Origin of the sequence: Thalassospira xianhensis MCCC 1A02616, from assembly GCF_003326475.1 — a bacterium.
GTDB lineage: Bacteria > Pseudomonadota > Alphaproteobacteria > Rhodospirillales > Thalassospiraceae > Thalassospira > Thalassospira xianhensis.
The window spans coordinates 30,058-46,514 of sequence record NZ_JPWA01000027.1 but is presented as its reverse complement, the minus strand read 5'-3'; the positions used below and the strand labels follow the sequence as shown (position 1 = coordinate 46,514).

At 54.8% G+C, this 16,457-nt stretch carries 14 protein-coding genes; 7 read left to right on the top strand and 7 right to left on the bottom strand.

All coding sequences use genetic code 11. The features are described 5' to 3' along the window. Positions 1-125: 125 nt before the first annotated feature. From TH5_RS18655 to TH5_RS18640, 4 genes are all read right to left on the bottom strand, one after another. Positions 126-953, bottom strand: a complete 828-nt coding sequence (locus TH5_RS18655) for a PhzF family phenazine biosynthesis protein (protein ID WP_114123117.1) — start codon at positions 951-953, stop codon at positions 126-128. A 48-nt stretch (positions 954-1,001) separates the two neighbouring features. Further along, positions 1,002-2,435 carry a pyridoxal phosphate-dependent decarboxylase family protein gene (locus TH5_RS18650; RefSeq protein WP_114123116.1) on the bottom strand — a complete coding sequence of 478 codons (1,434 nt, stop codon included), beginning with the start codon at positions 2,433-2,435 and terminating at the stop codon, positions 1,002-1,004. Beyond that, positions 2,432-3,400, bottom strand: coding sequence for a threonine dehydratase (locus TH5_RS18645; protein ID WP_114123115.1), 969 nt, complete (start codon positions 3,398-3,400; stop codon positions 2,432-2,434). The genes TH5_RS18650 and TH5_RS18645 overlap by 4 nt, the downstream gene beginning before the upstream one ends. A gap of 116 nt (positions 3,401-3,516) precedes the next feature. Beyond that, a complete protein-coding gene (locus tag TH5_RS18640) occupies positions 3,517-3,741 on the bottom strand; it encodes a DUF1127 domain-containing protein (RefSeq protein WP_231858158.1) in 225 nt (74 codons plus the stop codon). 139 nt (positions 3,742-3,880) lie between these two features. Here TH5_RS18640 and TH5_RS18635 point away from each other — a divergent pair, with 139 nt between their 5' ends. Next, positions 3,881-5,323 carry an aminotransferase-like domain-containing protein gene (locus TH5_RS18635; RefSeq protein ID WP_114123114.1) on the top strand — a complete coding sequence of 481 codons (1,443 nt, stop codon included), beginning with the start codon at positions 3,881-3,883 and terminating at the stop codon, positions 5,321-5,323. A gap of 14 nt (positions 5,324-5,337) precedes the next feature. Here TH5_RS18635 and TH5_RS18630 read toward each other — a convergent pair whose 3' ends face one another. Further along, positions 5,338-6,222, bottom strand: a complete 885-nt coding sequence (locus TH5_RS18630) for a type 2 periplasmic-binding domain-containing protein (RefSeq protein ID WP_114123113.1) — start codon at positions 6,220-6,222, stop codon at positions 5,338-5,340. A 229-nt stretch (positions 6,223-6,451) separates the two neighbouring features. Between TH5_RS18630 and TH5_RS18625 the strand changes: the two genes are divergently transcribed. After that, positions 6,452-8,836, top strand: a complete 2,385-nt coding sequence (locus TH5_RS18625; RefSeq protein ID WP_114123112.1) for a Lon protease family protein — start codon at positions 6,452-6,454, stop codon at positions 8,834-8,836. Then, complete coding sequence (locus TH5_RS18620; protein WP_114123111.1) at positions 8,837-9,637, top strand: SPOR domain-containing protein; 801 nt, start codon at positions 8,837-8,839, stop codon at positions 9,635-9,637. 15 nt (positions 9,638-9,652) lie between these two features. On the opposite strand, the gene TH5_RS18615 is transcribed toward TH5_RS18620, so the two are convergent. Continuing rightward, positions 9,653-9,964, bottom strand: coding sequence for a DUF5818 domain-containing protein (locus tag TH5_RS18615; RefSeq protein ID WP_114123110.1), 312 nt, complete (start codon positions 9,962-9,964; stop codon positions 9,653-9,655). Between the two features lie 148 nt (positions 9,965-10,112). Between TH5_RS18615 and TH5_RS18610 the strand changes: the two genes are divergently transcribed. From TH5_RS18610 to TH5_RS18595, 4 genes are all read left to right on the top strand, one after another. After that, positions 10,113-10,799 carry a GGDEF domain-containing protein gene (locus TH5_RS18610; protein WP_114123109.1) on the top strand — a complete coding sequence of 229 codons (687 nt, stop codon included), beginning with the start codon at positions 10,113-10,115 and terminating at the stop codon, positions 10,797-10,799. A gap of 182 nt (positions 10,800-10,981) precedes the next feature. Continuing rightward, positions 10,982-12,817 carry a sensor domain-containing phosphodiesterase gene (locus TH5_RS18605; protein ID WP_244204972.1) on the top strand — a complete coding sequence of 612 codons (1,836 nt, stop codon included), beginning with the start codon at positions 10,982-10,984 and terminating at the stop codon, positions 12,815-12,817. Further along, complete coding sequence (locus tag TH5_RS18600) at positions 12,814-14,553, top strand: sensor domain-containing diguanylate cyclase (RefSeq protein WP_114123108.1); 1,740 nt, start codon at positions 12,814-12,816, stop codon at positions 14,551-14,553. Before TH5_RS18605 ends, TH5_RS18600 begins: the two co-directional genes overlap by 4 nt. Beyond that, the gene (locus TH5_RS18595; RefSeq protein WP_114123107.1) at positions 14,550-15,920 is read left to right on the top strand and encodes a DUF2336 domain-containing protein; all 1,371 of its coding nucleotides are present in this window, start codon (positions 14,550-14,552) and stop codon (positions 15,918-15,920) included. Before TH5_RS18600 ends, TH5_RS18595 begins: the two co-directional genes overlap by 4 nt. Here TH5_RS18595 and TH5_RS18590 read toward each other — a convergent pair whose 3' ends face one another. Continuing rightward, complete coding sequence (locus tag TH5_RS18590) at positions 15,921-16,427, bottom strand: GNAT family N-acetyltransferase (protein WP_244204971.1); 507 nt, start codon at positions 16,425-16,427, stop codon at positions 15,921-15,923. Between the last annotated feature and the right edge of the window lie 30 nt (positions 16,428-16,457).

Here is a 16,457-nt window from a genome sequence, read left to right as displayed (position 1 = left end):
CGATAGTGGGTAGATCAACCACCCACGCAAAATCACAGGAAACCAGCCATTCTCAATAAAAATGGCGGACAGTGTTGTGCCCTGCCCGCCATTGCAATGATCGCATTCCGACAGTCTGTCCGTCGTCAATCAGGCAGATAAATCTCGCCCTTAAGATACAAAAGCGCATTGCCCTTCAGATGGACGCGATCACCATCAACCGTACAATCAACAATCCCGCCACGCTTGGATGCCTGATATCCAACGACATTGGACTTGCCAATACGTTCCGCCCAATAAGGCGAGACAACGCAATGCATGTAGCCGGTTACAGGGTCCTCATCGATGCCAAGAGCAGGCAGGAAATACCGCGATACCATATCAATGCCCGACTGATCGCCCGGTGCGGTAACGATCACGCCGCGTTCGGCAAGTTTCCCCAATGCTGACATATCTGGCGTCATGTTCCGCACCACCGATGCATCGTCATAAACCACGACAAAATCGGTATCCCGGCTGGTAACACGGAAAGTCTCCCGCGGAGCTGCGTCGGATATGGCGGCAAGAACGTGCGCGGGAACATCGTCAGGGGCAATCGATTGTTTGGGAAAATCAAGCACAATCATATCGCCATCGCGCCGCGCGGTCAGAATTCCGCTGGCACTTTGCAACCGTATTATATCACCGTCCAAGCCCAGTATATTGAAAATGACAAACGCACTCGCCAGTGTTGCGTGACCACAAAGGGGCACCTCGACCGTTGGCGTGAACCACCGGATATGAAAATCGGCTCCATCATCCTTCGCCGGATCAAGTTTCACGACGAAGGCTGTTTCCGACAGGTTATTTTCCAAGGCGATATTCTGCATCACCGCATCAGCCAGCCAGCCATCAAGCGGCACCACCGCCGCCGGATTGCCCGCAAACATACGGTCTGCGAAAGCATCAATCTGGTAAATCGGAAGTGTGGTCATAAGTCGTCTATCCTGAATGATCTTCACATATGTTGAAAAACAAAGCTGTTACAGCACGCTGTCGATGGTGCCCTTGACGATATCCATATCGTGATCTCGCATGCGCCAGTTACTGAACGCTGCCCGGAACCCGAACCGGCCGCCATAAATCGTCGGCGTCATGAACAGTTTGCCGGTAGCATTGATACGCGCCAGCAAGGCGCGATTGTCATCATCGCTGCCCGGCCCGGTAAACATGGCCACGTTGAGTTTAGGCTCACTCAGCAATTCAAGCCGGTCATGACTGCGCACCCACTGCGCCAGATCAGCGGCCTGATCACAGTTCGCCCGAACAATCCCGGTAAATCCCTCGCGACCATAGGCCACCATCGCCAGCCAAAGCGGCAAGGCCCGGAACCGGCGGGAGTTTTCCACCCCGCGATTGATATACATATTACCGACCGCCTCGGTCTGCAGATAAGGCGCAAATGCCCGGCAGCAGGTTTCAAGTACACGGATATGCCGGGTCAGGAAAATTCCGCAATCATAGGGAACATTCAGCCATTTATGACCGTCGGACGTGATGGAATCCGCACGGTCAAGCCCCGCCAGCAAATGGGCACGACGATCATCAAGGGCAGCAAACATACCAAACGCCGCATCCACATGCAGCCACGCCCCAAACGCCGCACACAAATCGGCAATAGCGACCAGATTGTCGAAATCGGTGGCGTTCACCGTTCCGGCAGATGCAATGACCATCTTGGCCTTGGCCGTACTTGCCGCAAGCTTCGCCTTAAGATCGGCAATATCGGTTTCTTCGGTCCCGGGTTGGGTCGCAACCCTGGTAAAGCTGTTACGACCGATACCGGTGACCGATAAATCCTTGATCATGCTGGCATGCGGGCTCGCCGCAAAGATTTCAAAACTCGGAAGAACACCGGCCCCATCAGCGTCAACATCAACACCGATCTGCTGGCCGCACCACTGGCGACCGGCAACAAGCCCCAAAAGGTTGGATACCGTCGCCCCGGTGGTCAAAACACCGTCAAACCGCCCCTTGGGCAAACCGGCCAAGTCGCACAGCCAACTGATCACCTGTTCCTCGACCGCCGCCGTAACACTGCCTTCCGGTCCGGTGGCGTTCTGGTCAACTGCAGCAGTCAGCCAATCACCAGCAAGAGCCGCCGGTGTCGTTCCACCGGTTACAAAACCCAGATAACGGGGACCGATTGATGCGGCGAGCAGCGGCAGAATTTCTTCCTTCGCTGCCCGCAACGCATCAAGCGTACCGCGACCCTGCCCCGGCATCGGGCGCGAGGGATCAAAGGCAGAAAAGTCGCGGCAGGTTACATCCATGTCATCCGCACCCTGAACAAAAGCGCGTGCCATATCGCTGGTTGCGGCCAGGATCTGGTCAAGCTGTTCAAGATCGTCAAACATCAGATGACGCGCCGTTGGTGCAGTGGGGCTGCTTTCGGCACGATTTAAGGGGCGGCTCATTGGGTATCTCCGTTCAGGATGCGGGCATAGTCGGCCCGATCAATATTGGCACCGCTCAGAATGACAGCCGTCTTCTTGCCGATATTGCGTTCACGATCCGCAATGGCTGCCGCAAGCGCAACGGCTCCGGCCCCTTCGGCAAGGGTGTGGCAGGAACTGAAATAAAGGCACATTGCATCACGGATTTGATCGTCACTGACAGCGACGATATCGGATGCACCGGCTTTGATGATTTCAAACGCAGCCGGGTCAGGACTGCGACAGGCAACACCATCTGCAAACGTATTCGCCGTTGGCGTTGTAATTACCTTGCCCGCCCTGAAGGATTGCAGGACAGCATCTGCACCCTCCGCGACAACACCGATAATTTCGGTATCAAGGCCCAATGCATCGCGCACCGTAATCAACGAACAGATCCCTGATCCCATGCCAATCGGCACATAAATCCGGTCAAGCTTTTTGACCGCGTCAAACAGTTCCAGCCCATATGATGCAACACCACGCACAAGTTCCGGGTGGAATGGCGGCACCATTACAAGATCCTCGGCCACGGCATGTTGGGCGGCATATTCGGCCGCGTCCTGAAAGTCATCGCCATGCTCGATGACCTCGGCCCCCCAGGCCCGCATCGCTGCGTTCTTTTCAACCGAATTGCCATGCGGGACGATAATGGTTGCCGAAATACCCGACTGACTGGCCGCATGCGCAAGGCTTTGCCCATGATTGCCGCGTGTGGCACTTATGATACCGCGCGATACGCCAAGCGAGGTTTTCAGATAACGGCAAAATGTCAGCCCGCCGCGAATTTTGAACGCCCCAAGGCGTGTATGGTTTTCATGTTTCACATACAGGGACAATCCCGTCGCCCGATCCAGCAACGGCCAGCGAATAGTCGGCGTCGGCGCCACATATTCATGGACATAAGCCGCAGCCTCGCGAAGTTCGTTTACCGTAAACAACGACATTGTCACCCTTTAGGATAGTTTATGAGTACAATCGAATGTGAATTATTGGTACAATTCCAGACAAGGTTCGAACGGAGGCACGAGGGAGCGTGAACCTCCGTTCGGCGCAACTTCACCTAGCTGCGCGGGGGGAACCCTATCCAGAACGGCCTTGACAATTCACGATCCAGATCAGACCGCGTCATTCCGACATCTTTCAAAAGATGATCGTCAAGTTGCTCTAACATTCTGCGATTGCGTGCACTTTCTTGCCATACGCGAACACGTTCCAACACGGAGACAGCGATGCCGGCAACAGCAGAACGCCAGGTAGTCGCCTTGACGGCGCCTTTGGTGTTCATCTGTGCGTTTCCTTTGATATTGATTTCGGAAAACCGGATTGTATCGTTACAATTTACCATCACTTCCTCCTGTCGATTAATTGTACCGATTTCGTTTTGTCATTGACATTGTCGCCATGTCAATTTAAACATTGTCACCATGACAATATGGTTTCCAAACATTGAAGGCGGCAGCGGCCCTGTTTATCGACAGATCGCACACGCCATCCGCGGCGCGGTTAATGACGGGTCACTCAAACCCGGCGACCGCCTTCCCACCCATCGCGATCTCGCCTATCACCTTGGCGTCACCGTCGGCACAATCACCCGGTCCTATCGCGAGGCGGAAAGACTGGGGCTTGTCGCAGGTGAAGTCGGGCGAGGCACATACGTGCTGGGGGGATTGCAAAGCGAATTGGACATGGCGGTAACGGTCCCCGCACCGGGCCATTTCAGCAACAATATCGGCACAATGACCCGGGAAACGGCAAATGACGACGCCGAAGATATCGGCCCGGTCAATTTCCGGATGAATTGCCCCCTGCCCCCGCGCGAAGACCATATTCGCAATGTCCTAATCGACGTTGCCAAAAGCACGCCGTTAAACGACATGATCACTTACAAGTCGGAATATGGCATGCCGGGTCACCGGCGTGCTCTCGCCTCGATGGCAGGCGCCCTTGGACTGGATGACAATCCGGAACGTGTCCTGCCAACCGCAGGCGTTCAGCACGGCATGACGGTTTCATTACTGGCAACCGTACGGCCGGGTGATCTGGTCCTGTGCGAGGAATTGACCTATCCGAACCTGCGCAGCCTGGCCAATCTTCTGCAATTCCGCCTGCGCGGTGTTTCTATGGACGAAGAAGGCATTATTCCCGAAGCACTGGAAAATCTGTGCCGCACGCAAAGCCCGCGCGCGATCTATCTGATGCCGACACTGCATAATCCGCTTTGCAGCACCATGAGCCAGAAGCGCCGCATGGAAATCGCCGAACTGCTGCGCAAATACGATCTGCTTTTGATTGAAGACGGAATTTATCATTTCCTCAATCCCGACGCCCCACCCCCGCTGTCATGCTTTGCGCCTGAACGCAGCATCTATCTGGACGGCGTATCCAAAAGCATCGGTGGCGGTCTTCGGGTCGGTTATATCCATGCGCCGGGCGAAATGATCGCCAAACTTGCCAGCGCCATCCGATCCACCTGCTGGATGGTGTCGGCCATCAATCTTGAACTGGTTTCACGGCTGATCGAGGATGGCAGTCTTAAACGATACGAAGCCTGGCATCGCGAAGAAGCCGCAAGACGTCTTTCGATCATTCTTGGCACGCTCAAGGGATATGACGTGCGGTTCCATCCCACCAATTATCATATCTGGCTTGGCCTGCCTGATCATATTGACCCTGGCGAACTGGTGATGAATGCGGCCAACAACGGTGTTCTTTTGACGGCTGCACAACAGTTTTCCGTCGGGCATCCACCACGCGGTCTCCGACTTTGTTTTGGCGCGGAAAAATCGACCGAACGGCTACGTGAAGGTGTTCAGATTGTCGAACGGCTTCTGCAAACCAGCGAATTTGGCAATACGGTCGTAATGTAGGCCAGATCAGGTAATCAGTACCACAGATCAGGGTTTTCTAGCGGGATCCGGTTGCTCAGATTCGGGTTCTCGAGACGGAATATCTTTCGATTTGCAAGATTTGCCCGCCGGATCAGATCGCCGTGATATTCCATGAACAGTTTATCAAAACTGCCATCGGCGATCATTTCGCGAAGGCCAAGTTCGATACGTTCGGCCAGCTTCGGTTTTGTCGGTGTCACGAAAAAATACACTGGCAACGGTACATGAAGAGCCAGTCCGGTTTCGATATACATGTCGGGATATTTGTCTGACATGGTGTCGAGCTCAAAGAATATTTCGTTGATGCCCCGGCTGAATGTCTGAAAACGACGCAAGCTGAACATATCAAACATTGTTTCGTAGTCGTGCCCGGTTACAACATCAAACCCCGCATTTTCAAGGATCAGGGTGGTCGACCATTGTGCGCCCGAGCCGGTCGAAAACCGCCTGAGATCGTCAAGTGTTTCAACCTTGTCCATCAAAGGCTGGAGTTCGCGGTTTATGAAAAACAGCCGGTATCCCTGAAGCCCTTTGCGAAGCGGAATATAAATCGGGATCAGATCGGTTTCCCAATTCGGTCGCGGGACTTCGGCCATAACATGCAAATACCGACCTTCTTCAAGAAGAACCTTGCTTCTGTCGCGCGAAACGGTGGCAAATGCCTGCGTAATGCGCACATCGCCGTATCGATCCGCTGTCCGGTTAAGGGCTTCGGCCAGAAGTCGTTGTGGATAAACATGATTTTCTGCCGCTTCTGGCGGAGGACGATAGGTAATGATGGTTTCCTGCGCGCCGGAAACGCCAATTCCTCCGCCAATCGAGGCAAGCAGATACAGGCCAAAGATTGTACAGCTTCGAATACGAGACAAATGCCCCATGCCGTCCCCGATTCCCCTTCAAAGCTTTGTTGAGTTTATTACTCAATCAATGGGGATAGCTGTTCGTAACGTCAAGGTCGACAGAAGGATGATCCATCCCTGCCAGGCATCTGCAAATGCAAAATCAGCAAGCTGCACTTGACCGGCCTATCGCGTTGCTTCCAAGATAAGATTTCGTGATCGGCGTGCCTGTCTGATCACATCCTTTTGGGCAGCAGAAAGACAGCAAATGCCAGTTTCCCGCCTCGACGCTGATGATTGTGGTTTCCCACATTTCCGGATTCGCAGCCCGCACAAAGACCAGTCCCCTGAGATTTTCGATTTTTCATCACATTACCGCGCCGCAGAGGCATTGAAGTTCGGTCTTTCGATGTCCGAGCCGGGATTTAATATCTTTGTTCTTGGCCTTGATCGCGCCGGTCGCATGACGGCAACGCTCGATTATCTGAAGAAGTCGATGGAAGAACGCCCGGCCCCACAGGACTGGGTATATCTGAACAACTTTTCGCGTACCAATCGCCCGCGCCCCTACGCCTTGCCCGCCGGTGAAGGCCGCAAGCTCGCCGATGCGATGGAAACGCTGGTATCGCACCTGCGCGAGGCATTTGCATCGGCGTTCAACGCCCCGGCTCATCTGACCGAAACCCAGACCCAGACGGAAGAAGCTCGCACCCAGCTGCGCGAGAAATTCGACGCCCTGCGCGAATATGCTCGCGAACGTGGGCTGGACGTTCAGGAAAACGAAAAAGGCGTAATGATCGTCGCGCTGAACGAAGAAGGCGAGCCGGTTTCTCTTGACGAAATCCCCAAGGAACGTCGTGCCGAAGCCGAAGATGCATTTGAAGAAGTCGCCGAAGAAGCCCGCAAGACGCTGCTTTCGACCCGCGATCTTGAAGAACAGATCGCCGATACGCTTGATGCGCTTCGCCGCGGAGCAGCCAAAGTTGTTCTGAAACCGCGTATTCGCAAAATTCGCGACAAGTTCACATCACCGGGCATGAAGGCCTGGTTCGAGGCACTTGAAAAAGACATTCTGGATAATATCGACGCGTTCGAAGAAGCCAGCGACCAACCCGCCATCGACAGTGGCGACGGCAAAATGCCCGAAACCGTCGATGACCGTTATGCGGTCAACCTTCTGATCGATCATTCGCGCGATAAACATCCCGATGTCGTTCTGGAACCAAGCCCAAGCTACGATAATCTGTTTGGTCAAATCCAATATCGCCCAGTGGCTGGCGGCATGCACCCGCATTTCAGCCTGATCAAACCCGGCGCCCTGCACCGCGCCAATGGTGGCGTTCTGGTTCTGCGCGCGGAATCGCTGGTCGAACATGAAGACAGCTGGGCGTTTCTTAAAGCAGCCCTTCGCGATGGCGAAATCCGGATCGAAGAAACCCATAAATCCGGCCCGCCGACTGCAGGCGCGCCGGAACCACGCCCGATCCCGCTTGACGTCAAGGTCGTGATCGTCGGCGCGCCGAAATACTACTATACCTTCTTCTCGCTGGATGTTGATTTCCGCAACCATTTCCGGGTCAAGGCTGATATCGACGCCGATATGCCCGCAGCAGGTCGCAATATTTCGATTTATACTGGGTTACTGCGCGAATCTGCCCTGTCGCGCACCGGTATTCCACTTGACAACGGTGCAATCCGTCAATTGCTGGGCCAGGCAGCACGCTGGGCCGGGGAACGTGACAAACTGACAGCCCAGATCGAACGGGTCGAAGATGTCGCCATCGAAGCAGGTGCGTTGGCCAAGACCGACAAGCGCGGCAGCATCCGGGCTGCCGACGTCCGTCGTGCCATCGAAGAACGCCGCCATCGCAACAGCCGCCTCGAAGACCGGTCCCATGAACGGGTTCAACGACGTGAAATCCTGATCGACAGCTATGGTGCGGTTGTCGGGCAAGTCAACGCCCTGACCGTTCTGGATTATGGCGACCATGCCTTTGGCCTGCCCGCGCGAGTGTCAGCACGGTCCTATGTCGGCAGTCTCGGGGTTTTGAACATCGAACGCATGGTCGATATGTCCGGCCCCCTGCAACAGAAATCGGTCATGACCATCGAAGGGTTCCTTAAATCCCGCTTTGCGCAGGAATTCCCTCTCTCCTTTGCCTGTAATGTCACTTTCGAGCAGAACTATGGCGGGATCGAAGGTGATTCTGCCTCCATGGCAGAACTTTGCGCGATCATCTCGGCAATCTCGAACATCCCCATGCGCCAGAATATTGGTGTAACAGGATCAATGAACCAGTTCGGACAAGCACAACCGGTCGGGGGCATTTCGCACAAGATCGAAGGATTTTATCGCATTTGCGCCGATCAGGGCTTTACTGGCGATCAGGGGGTGATCATCCCGCTGGCCAATGCGGAAAATGTCGTGCTGCGCGAAGAAGTCGTTCAGGCAATCCGTCAGGGCAAGTTCAATATCTGGACGGTCGAACACATTAATGATGCCATCGAACTGCTGGCAGGCAAACCGTGTGGCGACCATCCCGAAGGCCAATACACTGCCGACAGTGTGTATGGCAAGGCGATGGAACGACTGCGCCAGAACGATCGCATCCTGCGTGAACGCCATGCTTTTCCGGCATGGACGGAGCAGTAAATGACGAAAGCGGCAATGCCCCCTGCTCGCAACCATTGCTGGTTCGGCATGCCCAGCACTGCAACGGGATGCATTGCCGCCGGTCTCTTTCTGATCATGACGATGGATAATGTTGGTGCACAGTATATCGGCAATGTCAGCGACAGAACCGTCCCTGCCACCGAAGAAATCAAATCAGGTCTGGACGCCATCCCGACGGATATCCCGGTTCATGCCAGTAGCCCTTCCCCGATCAATCAGCCTTTCAGCCTTTTACCCGGCACGATCCGAACCGAACCGGTTTTGCTTGAAGATACCGAACGACCAAGCCTTGCCGAACAATATCGAATGGAAAAGCAGGGCATCAAACGTGCGCCGTCGCAGGCAACTGTTGTAAAACGCGCGACTAAAACCAAACCTGCACCAATTGTAATGGCGAAACCGGCACCGGTAGAAACGGTTTCGACTGCAGATACCCCCCAGCCAGCGATATCCGCAACAGTGCCCGAAAGCGGTCCATCCCAAACTGCGGCGATAACAGGCTCAAGCATGTTTCCCCCCGCCACAGATAATGCATTTGCGATTCAGCTTGGTGCATTTCACGACACGATCAGCGCACAGACCTATTGGGCAAGCTTCATGATCCGCTATCCGGATTTGGCAAAATCCCATCAACGCAGTCTCTCGACGGCTGATCTGGGCCCCAAGGGTATCTTTCACCGGCTTCGCCTGGGCGGCTTCAATGATATGGCCAGCGCCGAAACAAAATGCCGCCAGCTTTTGGCTGACGGCACGGACTGCTTCGCGACGCGGGATCAATAGAGCCGGGAATTGGCTCTAGTTTGCCTCACCACCCAACAACACAATCTTATCGACGATCAGCGTTTCTGCTTCGGTACAGGTGGTCATCAATGCGCCATGACCGGTCACACGAACCTTGTCACCAGGACGGAATCGGGTTGCCTTGTTTGCCAACGCATAAAGCGTTCCGTCATCAGCACGGAATGTAACGCATTCCCGGCCATTATCGGTGATTTCCCCGGTCAGGGTCATATTTTCTTTCTGAAATGCCGAGCATGCCGACAGCAGCATTCCGGCGGCAAGAATTGCAGAAAACTTGCCAGAAACAGCGCCTATTCCGGTTTTCATTATGGTTCTCCTGTGCTCGTGCGGTTTCTTATCGTCACAAAACCTTATGCCGCTCGTTAAGGATGTTGTAACGCACTGGATTTTAAAAAGGATCCTGCAAACGTTTTACGCGTTTCAATTCGCATTGTCATTGATAACAAGATCAAAGATGAACAACTCGCATCTAGAGCTTTTGAAACAACTGGCTGAAGAATTTCAACCGCGCACGGACGCCAATACCCGTGCAACCGTTGAAACCGAAAGCACAGATGCGTTTGCAACGCTTGTCGATCTTGCACGTGACATGCAAAGCCGCCTTGATCAGCAGCAGAACCGTATCCGCCAGCTTGAACAAATGGTCGAGACCGATGAACTGACCGGTCTTTACAATCGACGTGGCTTCCTTCGCCGCACCCGTGAGGCAATGGCACGCGCTGCGCGCTATAAGGAAAGCGGGCTTCTGGTGATTGCGGATCTGGACGGCTTCAAGCTGATCAATGATCATCATGGTCATGCGGCGGGCGATGCCATTCTGCGTCATTTCGGCCAGAACCTTCGCACGCACACGCGTGCCGACGATTTTGTCGCCCGGTTTGGCGGGGATGAGTTTGCCATTCTGATGGTTGGCAGTAATCCCGATGTCGCCGAGCCCCGGATCAGAGACCTTGAAAAAGCCACCTTACGCTTCCCCCTGATCTGGCAAGGTACGGCCCTTCCGATCCGGGCCAGCTTCGGTTTTACGATTTATCACGCTAACAGCGATGTCACCGACCTTTTGAAACAGGCCGATGATGCAATGTATGCCAACAAGCATGCAAAACGCGCCCTTCCCCGAAACAGCCATAACGCGGCCTGAACGCGCTTATCGGGCCTGAAACCATCCCACCCCGCTCCCATATCGGATATCGACAGGCATTTTTTGTTTATTAAATGCTTTTCCTTCATATTACCCCCCAAGATCGCTATTTATAAAAAACGGGGAAAATGACTTCGGAGCATATCCGAAGCTTTTGGGGGCAGGCTGGTGATGGTTCTCTTATGACAGACAATATTGGCTATTCAGCAGAAACGAACGACAGGGATCTTCTGGCTGCCATGGCGTTCTGCTGGGCGGACATGTTGCTTGAAGTCGACGAGAACGGATACATCCTGTTTGTGGCTGGTGCGACCGAAAGCCTTCTGGGCTGCCCACCGGAACGATTGATTGGCGAAGCCCTTGATAAACTGGTTATCCGTTCGGAACGGCCGCTTTTGCGGGCCTATCTTCATGCCACTTCCGGGATCAAGCGCCTTGAGGAACTCGACCTTGATTTCCAGTTGATCGAGGATGATGGCACCGCCCTTGGCAACCCGGTTCCCCTGTCACTGAGCGGCTATATGATTTCCGAACCGATCGGACGGTATTTCATTGCCGCCCGTCATCGGGCGATCCGCCCGCGCGCGCGATCCGGGATTGACCGGCTGATCCTGCAAAATACGCTGTCCTCGGCAAATTCCAAATCAGGCAAAACCGAACAGCGTTCCGAAACAATGGCGCGTGTGGCATCAAGCCATAGCGAGGCCCTTGTTGTGCTGGAAAACCTTGCCGCCCTTCGCAGCCAGGCTGAAACCGACGCCACCAACGAACTGGCCCGGTTGATCGGGATCGGAATTGGTTCCCGCAGGAACACTGCAAACTCTGACACCAATAACAACCATCTGGTTGACGAGCCGATGATCGAACTGGAACGGCGGATTGTCGCTTATGCAAGTGCCCTGCGCGCCGATCTTGACGATCCCGATTGCAGCGATGCGGCAAATACCGCAGATCCTTTCAAAAACCTGAACCTTGCCACCGGTAGTTCCGGTACTTCGGGAGCCTCAACACTATCCACCAACGATCTGTTTGGACGTGATTATGATCTTGCCAGCGGTTTTCATCGCCTGACACAAAATGTCCGTCAGCCGATGGCGGGCGGGGAAAAGGAAACCAACCTGACACGCGCTGTGGCCTATGCGCTTAACCGCCTGCAACATCGTAGCGATGCGAATACGGATGTTTCGGCCGAACGCCTTTCGGCCAGCCTGCCCCATCTGATTCAGGAAACCCTGAAATCGGTCCGCGCGTTTCGCGAAATTGTTCAGAACGGCTCATTTGCCGTGGCCCTGCAACCAATCGTGCATCTTGGCAGCCTTGAAATGCACCATTACGAGGCGCTTGCACGTTTCCACGATGGCAGCAGCGCACTTGCCGTTGATCAGATCATCCATTTTGCCGAAGGTACGGGCCTGATTACCGAGTTCGATCTGGCGATGTGCCAGAAAGTACTTGATCATGTGACGCTTGAACCAGAACTTGTAACTCATTCTGTTGCTGTCAATTTGTCGGGCCATTCATTGGAACAGCAGGATTTCCTGCCGGCATTGGAACAAATCCTTGATCGTTACGACATTGACCCGGCAAAGATCATGTTCGAGGTAACCGAGACATCGCGCATTCGTGGCCTTCGAGACGTGAATGACGGCTTGCAACGGCTACGTGCACGCGGGCACCTTGTCTGTCTTGATGATTTCGGTGCCGGGGCCGCCAATTTCGAATATCTGAGCGCCCTTGACGTCGACATCATCAAATTTGATGGTGGTGCAATGCGTACGGCTTTGGCCAAACCCAAAGGCCGCGCCTTTATCAAGGCCACAGCCCTGCTCTGCCGCGACCTTGGTATCCATACGATTGCGGAAATGATCTATGATCAGGCCAGCTTCGAACTGGTTCGCGATCTGGGCATTGATTACGGTCAGGGATATCATCTTGGCGCGCCTGTAACGCTTGCCAGTGTAAACACCGGATCACCAGGTAACGCGCAGACCGCCAACGCAACCGGAGGCGGGCAATGAAACAGCATCACAAGGATGCCGACAAGGAAATGTCCGCATATAACGATATGTCATCAGATCAGGGTTTCATTCTTGATCCGCAGACCATGGCCGATGCCGAGGCACCCGTCATGGTCATGGACAAGAACGGCACCCCCCTGTTTGCCAATAAAAATGCCCGAAGCTTCGCCGAAGGCATTCGTGACGGTCTGTTTCCGGAAATAAACAAGCTGGTTTTACGCGCCATCACAACACCAGGCGGAGTTGTCGAACTCCTGACATTCGAGGTACAACGCGGTACGGCAACGCTTGAACTGACTGCATTGCCAATGGCAGATGATCGGGTTCTACTTTTACCGCGCGACGTCAGTATGGATCGCAATCTGCGCGATGCGCTGATTGACTCGCGGCAGCGCTATCGCGACATCGTCGAAGTATCATCCGCCTTTGCCTGGGAAACCGACGATACCGGCAATTTCATTTTTGTCTCGCCACGTGGTGCCCTGGGTTACAAGGCCGATGAACTTGTCGGTCGATCGCCCCTTGATTTTCTTCTGGATACTGCGGACCAGGATAGCGAAATTGTGTTTCGCAGCCAGAAGGCCGTCCGCGATGTACCGATCTGGCTCAGACGGGCCAATGGCAATGCTGCCTGCCTCGCCGTTTCATCGACCCCGGTATACACGCGTGACGGTCGCTGGACCGGTACGCGCGGTCTTGCTCATGACATCACCGAACAGCGTCGGCGCGAAAGCGAAGTTGCCACGGCCCGAAACCGCGACCGGTTGATGACCTATATCGTACGCACCATGCGCGATGAAATCGACCCGACGCTTGTGCTTAAAGGTGCGGCGGATGCCAGCGCCCGCGCCCTGGCCTGCGCGGGCTGCGCCATTTTTCGCCGCAACGAGGAAACCGACAAGATCGAAGTAATCGCATGTCACGGCCCCGAAGACCTTGATCCGATTGCCAAACAGGCATTGAACCAGCTTGGCAATACCGATGAGGTGTTTGAAGCCGAAATCGAAAATTATCGGGTTCTGGCCCAGCGTTGCCATTATCATCAGCAGGTGAATGGCGCGGTTATATTTATCTTCAATGCCGATCACCCCGCCCCGAATGAAGGCGAACGTGCCATCATGTCCGAAGTATCGGACCAGATCGGGATCGCGATTGAACAGGCAGCCCAACATGACCGGATCGTTACCCTGTCGCGAACCGATGGCCTTACCGGGCTTTTGAACCGACGTGCCTTCTTTGACGAATTGGGCCGCCGCCACGCCCGCCTTGTGCATGATGACATGCCTGCGGCCCTGATGTATGTCGACATGGATAATTTCAAGCTGGTCAACGACGTTCATGGTCATCAGACCGGGGATCAGGCCATTCTGGCGCTGACCCGCATCCTTTTGGACAACACCCGCTCGATTGATCTTGTCGCGCGCCTTGGCGGCGATGAATTCGTGGTCTGGCTCGACGGGGCGGATATGGCAACCGCATCGCAACGCGCGCGCATCCTTCTTGACAAGAGCGCCACCTTATCGTCGTTTTCCGGTGCCAAGGATCGTCCGCTTGGCATTTCGGTGGGCATTGCCGTGCGAGATGCCGGTTCGAAAGAACCGCTTGAACAGCTTGTGCTTCGTGCCGATCAGACCATGTATCAGGTCAAAAAACACGGCAAAGGCAGTTTCGGCATCGCCGCCCCTCCCGGATCGAACAGTCCGGCAAGAATAGAAGATCAGGAGACGCCCCTATGAAGGGTTTTTTGCAGCGGGTCTTCACCAAACGTCGGGAAACCCCGATCACGTATGATGAAGCCAAAGACATGGCCGCCAGCCCGGATGCGAATGTTCGCGGTGTGCTGGCGCAACGTCATGATACCAAACCGGAAATTCTGTATTACCTTGCAAATGATGCAGATTCCCAGGTGCGGCGCCATATTGCGGCAAACCATGCAACCCCTGTGCAAGCCGACGTCCTGCTCACCGACGACAAGGACGACAGCGTTCGTGGAAGCCTTGCCGAAAAGATTGCCAATCTTTCGGCCGGACTGACACCGAATGAAACCGATAAACTGCGCCGGATGACCTATGAAGCGCTGGACAAGCTTGCCCGCGATCAGGCCGTCCATGTCCGCCAGGTTATTTCGGAAACGCTCAAGGATATCGCCAACGCGCCACAGCCGATCATCCAGCAACTTGCGCGCGATACCGAAAGTGTCGTCTGCGGACCGGTCCTGCAATATTCTCCGGTTCTGACAGAAACCGATCTTCTGGAAATTATCGAAGGCAGTTCGGGAAGAGGATCGCTTAGCTTTATCTCGCGCCGTCGCAATGTTGGTGAAAAACTTGCCGATGCGATTGCCGCCAGCAGCGACAAGGATGCGATTTCGCATCTTCTGGGCAACAAGTCGGCGCAAATCCGCGAAGAAACCCTTGATCAACTGATTGATCGTGCACCGGATTATCCGGAATGGCACAAACCATTGGTTGAACGCCCGGAACTGCCACCGACGGCAGCAGGCAAACTGGCACGTTTTGTCGCTGAAAACCTGATCGGCGTGCTGGAACGGCGCAAGGACCTGAAGAAGGAACAGCTCGACGCGGTGCGCGAAGTCGTCAATCGCCGCATTTCATCCGGCGAGTTCGACAAACGCGAAGATACACCCGTTGAAACCCGCAAGGCCAAGCAGAAGCAGGCAGAACAGAAAACGGCGGCCAAGTCCGGTGGTGCCGAGGCCGCAGCGACGAACGAGGAAGAAGAATCTTCCTATGAAAAGGCGTTGGCCCTGCATAGCAAAGGTAAACTGACCGACAAGGAAGTTGCCAAAGCGTTGGCAGCCAATGATGTCAAGTTTGCCCGCGCTGCCCTTGCCGTGCTTGCCGGTATTCCGCCAGAAGCCGTAACCAAAGTCCTTAACACCCATTCGGCCAAAGGTGTCGTTTCGCTGGCATGGAAGGCAGGGCTTCCGGCGGAACTGGCCGTGAAAATTCAGGTCAAGCTTGGGCATGTCCCGCCCGGCCAGACGCTTAATCCCCGTGGCGAGGATTACCCCCTAAGCGAAGAAGACATGAAGTGGCAGCTTGAATTCTTTACCGGTATGGCAACGGTCGGGCTGCGCTGATCAGTGCAGTTGCTCCTGCCTGCTATCGGGCGAGCGCAGCATTGAAATATGGGCGATGCCATCTTCATAGAAGGCTTCGCCGAACTGCATGAAGCCCAATGCCTCGTAAAAGTTTTTAAGATACAGCTGGGCATTCAGGAAAATGCCCTTGCCCGCAAAGGTATCGTGGCAGGATGCGATGGCCTGCAACATCAGTTTGCGGCCAATACCCTGGCCGCGCAAATCGGGGCTGGCAACGACACGGCCGATCGCCGGATGCTGTCCCTGTGCGGAATGGTCGGGATCGATACCGGGTGCCACAATCCGCGCAGCGGCAACCACTTTGCCGTCCAGCAATCCCAAAACATGCTGACAAAGCGGATCAAGCCCGTCGATCTCGGGGAAAATGCATTCCTGTTCGATGATGAAAATCTGTTGACGTAATCGCAACAGGTCATGGACCTGAAGCGGTGTCATCTCATTAAAGGCGCAATGCACCCACTGCAGGGTCGAGGATGAGGCAGACATGGCGGCAACTTTCATTTCCGGACGTGATGG

Coding starts and splice junctions, on each gene's coding strand:
- TH5_RS18655 (WP_114123117.1), bottom strand. CDS start 953: ATGACCACACTTCCGATTTACCAGATTGATGCTTTCGCAGACCGTATG.
- TH5_RS18605 (WP_244204972.1), top strand. CDS start 10,982: ATGACAGACAATATTGGCTATTCAGCAGAAACGAACGACAGGGATCTT.
- TH5_RS18615 (WP_114123110.1), bottom strand. CDS start 9,964: ATGAAAACCGGAATAGGCGCTGTTTCTGGCAAGTTTTCTGCAATTCTT.
- TH5_RS18620 (WP_114123111.1), top strand. CDS start 8,837: ATGACGAAAGCGGCAATGCCCCCTGCTCGCAACCATTGCTGGTTCGGC.
- TH5_RS18645 (WP_114123115.1), bottom strand. CDS start 3,400: ATGTCGTTGTTTACGGTAAACGAACTTCGCGAGGCTGCGGCTTATGTC.
- TH5_RS18595 (WP_114123107.1), top strand. CDS start 14,550: ATGAAGGGTTTTTTGCAGCGGGTCTTCACCAAACGTCGGGAAACCCCG.
- TH5_RS18640 (WP_231858158.1), bottom strand. CDS start 3,741: ATGAACACCAAAGGCGCCGTCAAGGCGACTACCTGGCGTTCTGCTGTT.
- TH5_RS18630 (WP_114123113.1), bottom strand. CDS start 6,222: ATGGGGCATTTGTCTCGTATTCGAAGCTGTACAATCTTTGGCCTGTAT.
- TH5_RS18590 (WP_244204971.1), bottom strand. CDS start 16,427: ATGTCTGCCTCATCCTCGACCCTGCAGTGGGTGCATTGCGCCTTTAAT.
- TH5_RS18625 (WP_114123112.1), top strand. CDS start 6,452: ATGCCAGTTTCCCGCCTCGACGCTGATGATTGTGGTTTCCCACATTTC.
- TH5_RS18635 (WP_114123114.1), top strand. CDS start 3,881: ATGACAATATGGTTTCCAAACATTGAAGGCGGCAGCGGCCCTGTTTAT.
- TH5_RS18650 (WP_114123116.1), bottom strand. CDS start 2,435: ATGAGCCGCCCCTTAAATCGTGCCGAAAGCAGCCCCACTGCACCAACG.
- TH5_RS18610 (WP_114123109.1), top strand. CDS start 10,113: ATGAACAACTCGCATCTAGAGCTTTTGAAACAACTGGCTGAAGAATTT.
- TH5_RS18600 (WP_114123108.1), top strand. CDS start 12,814: ATGAAACAGCATCACAAGGATGCCGACAAGGAAATGTCCGCATATAAC.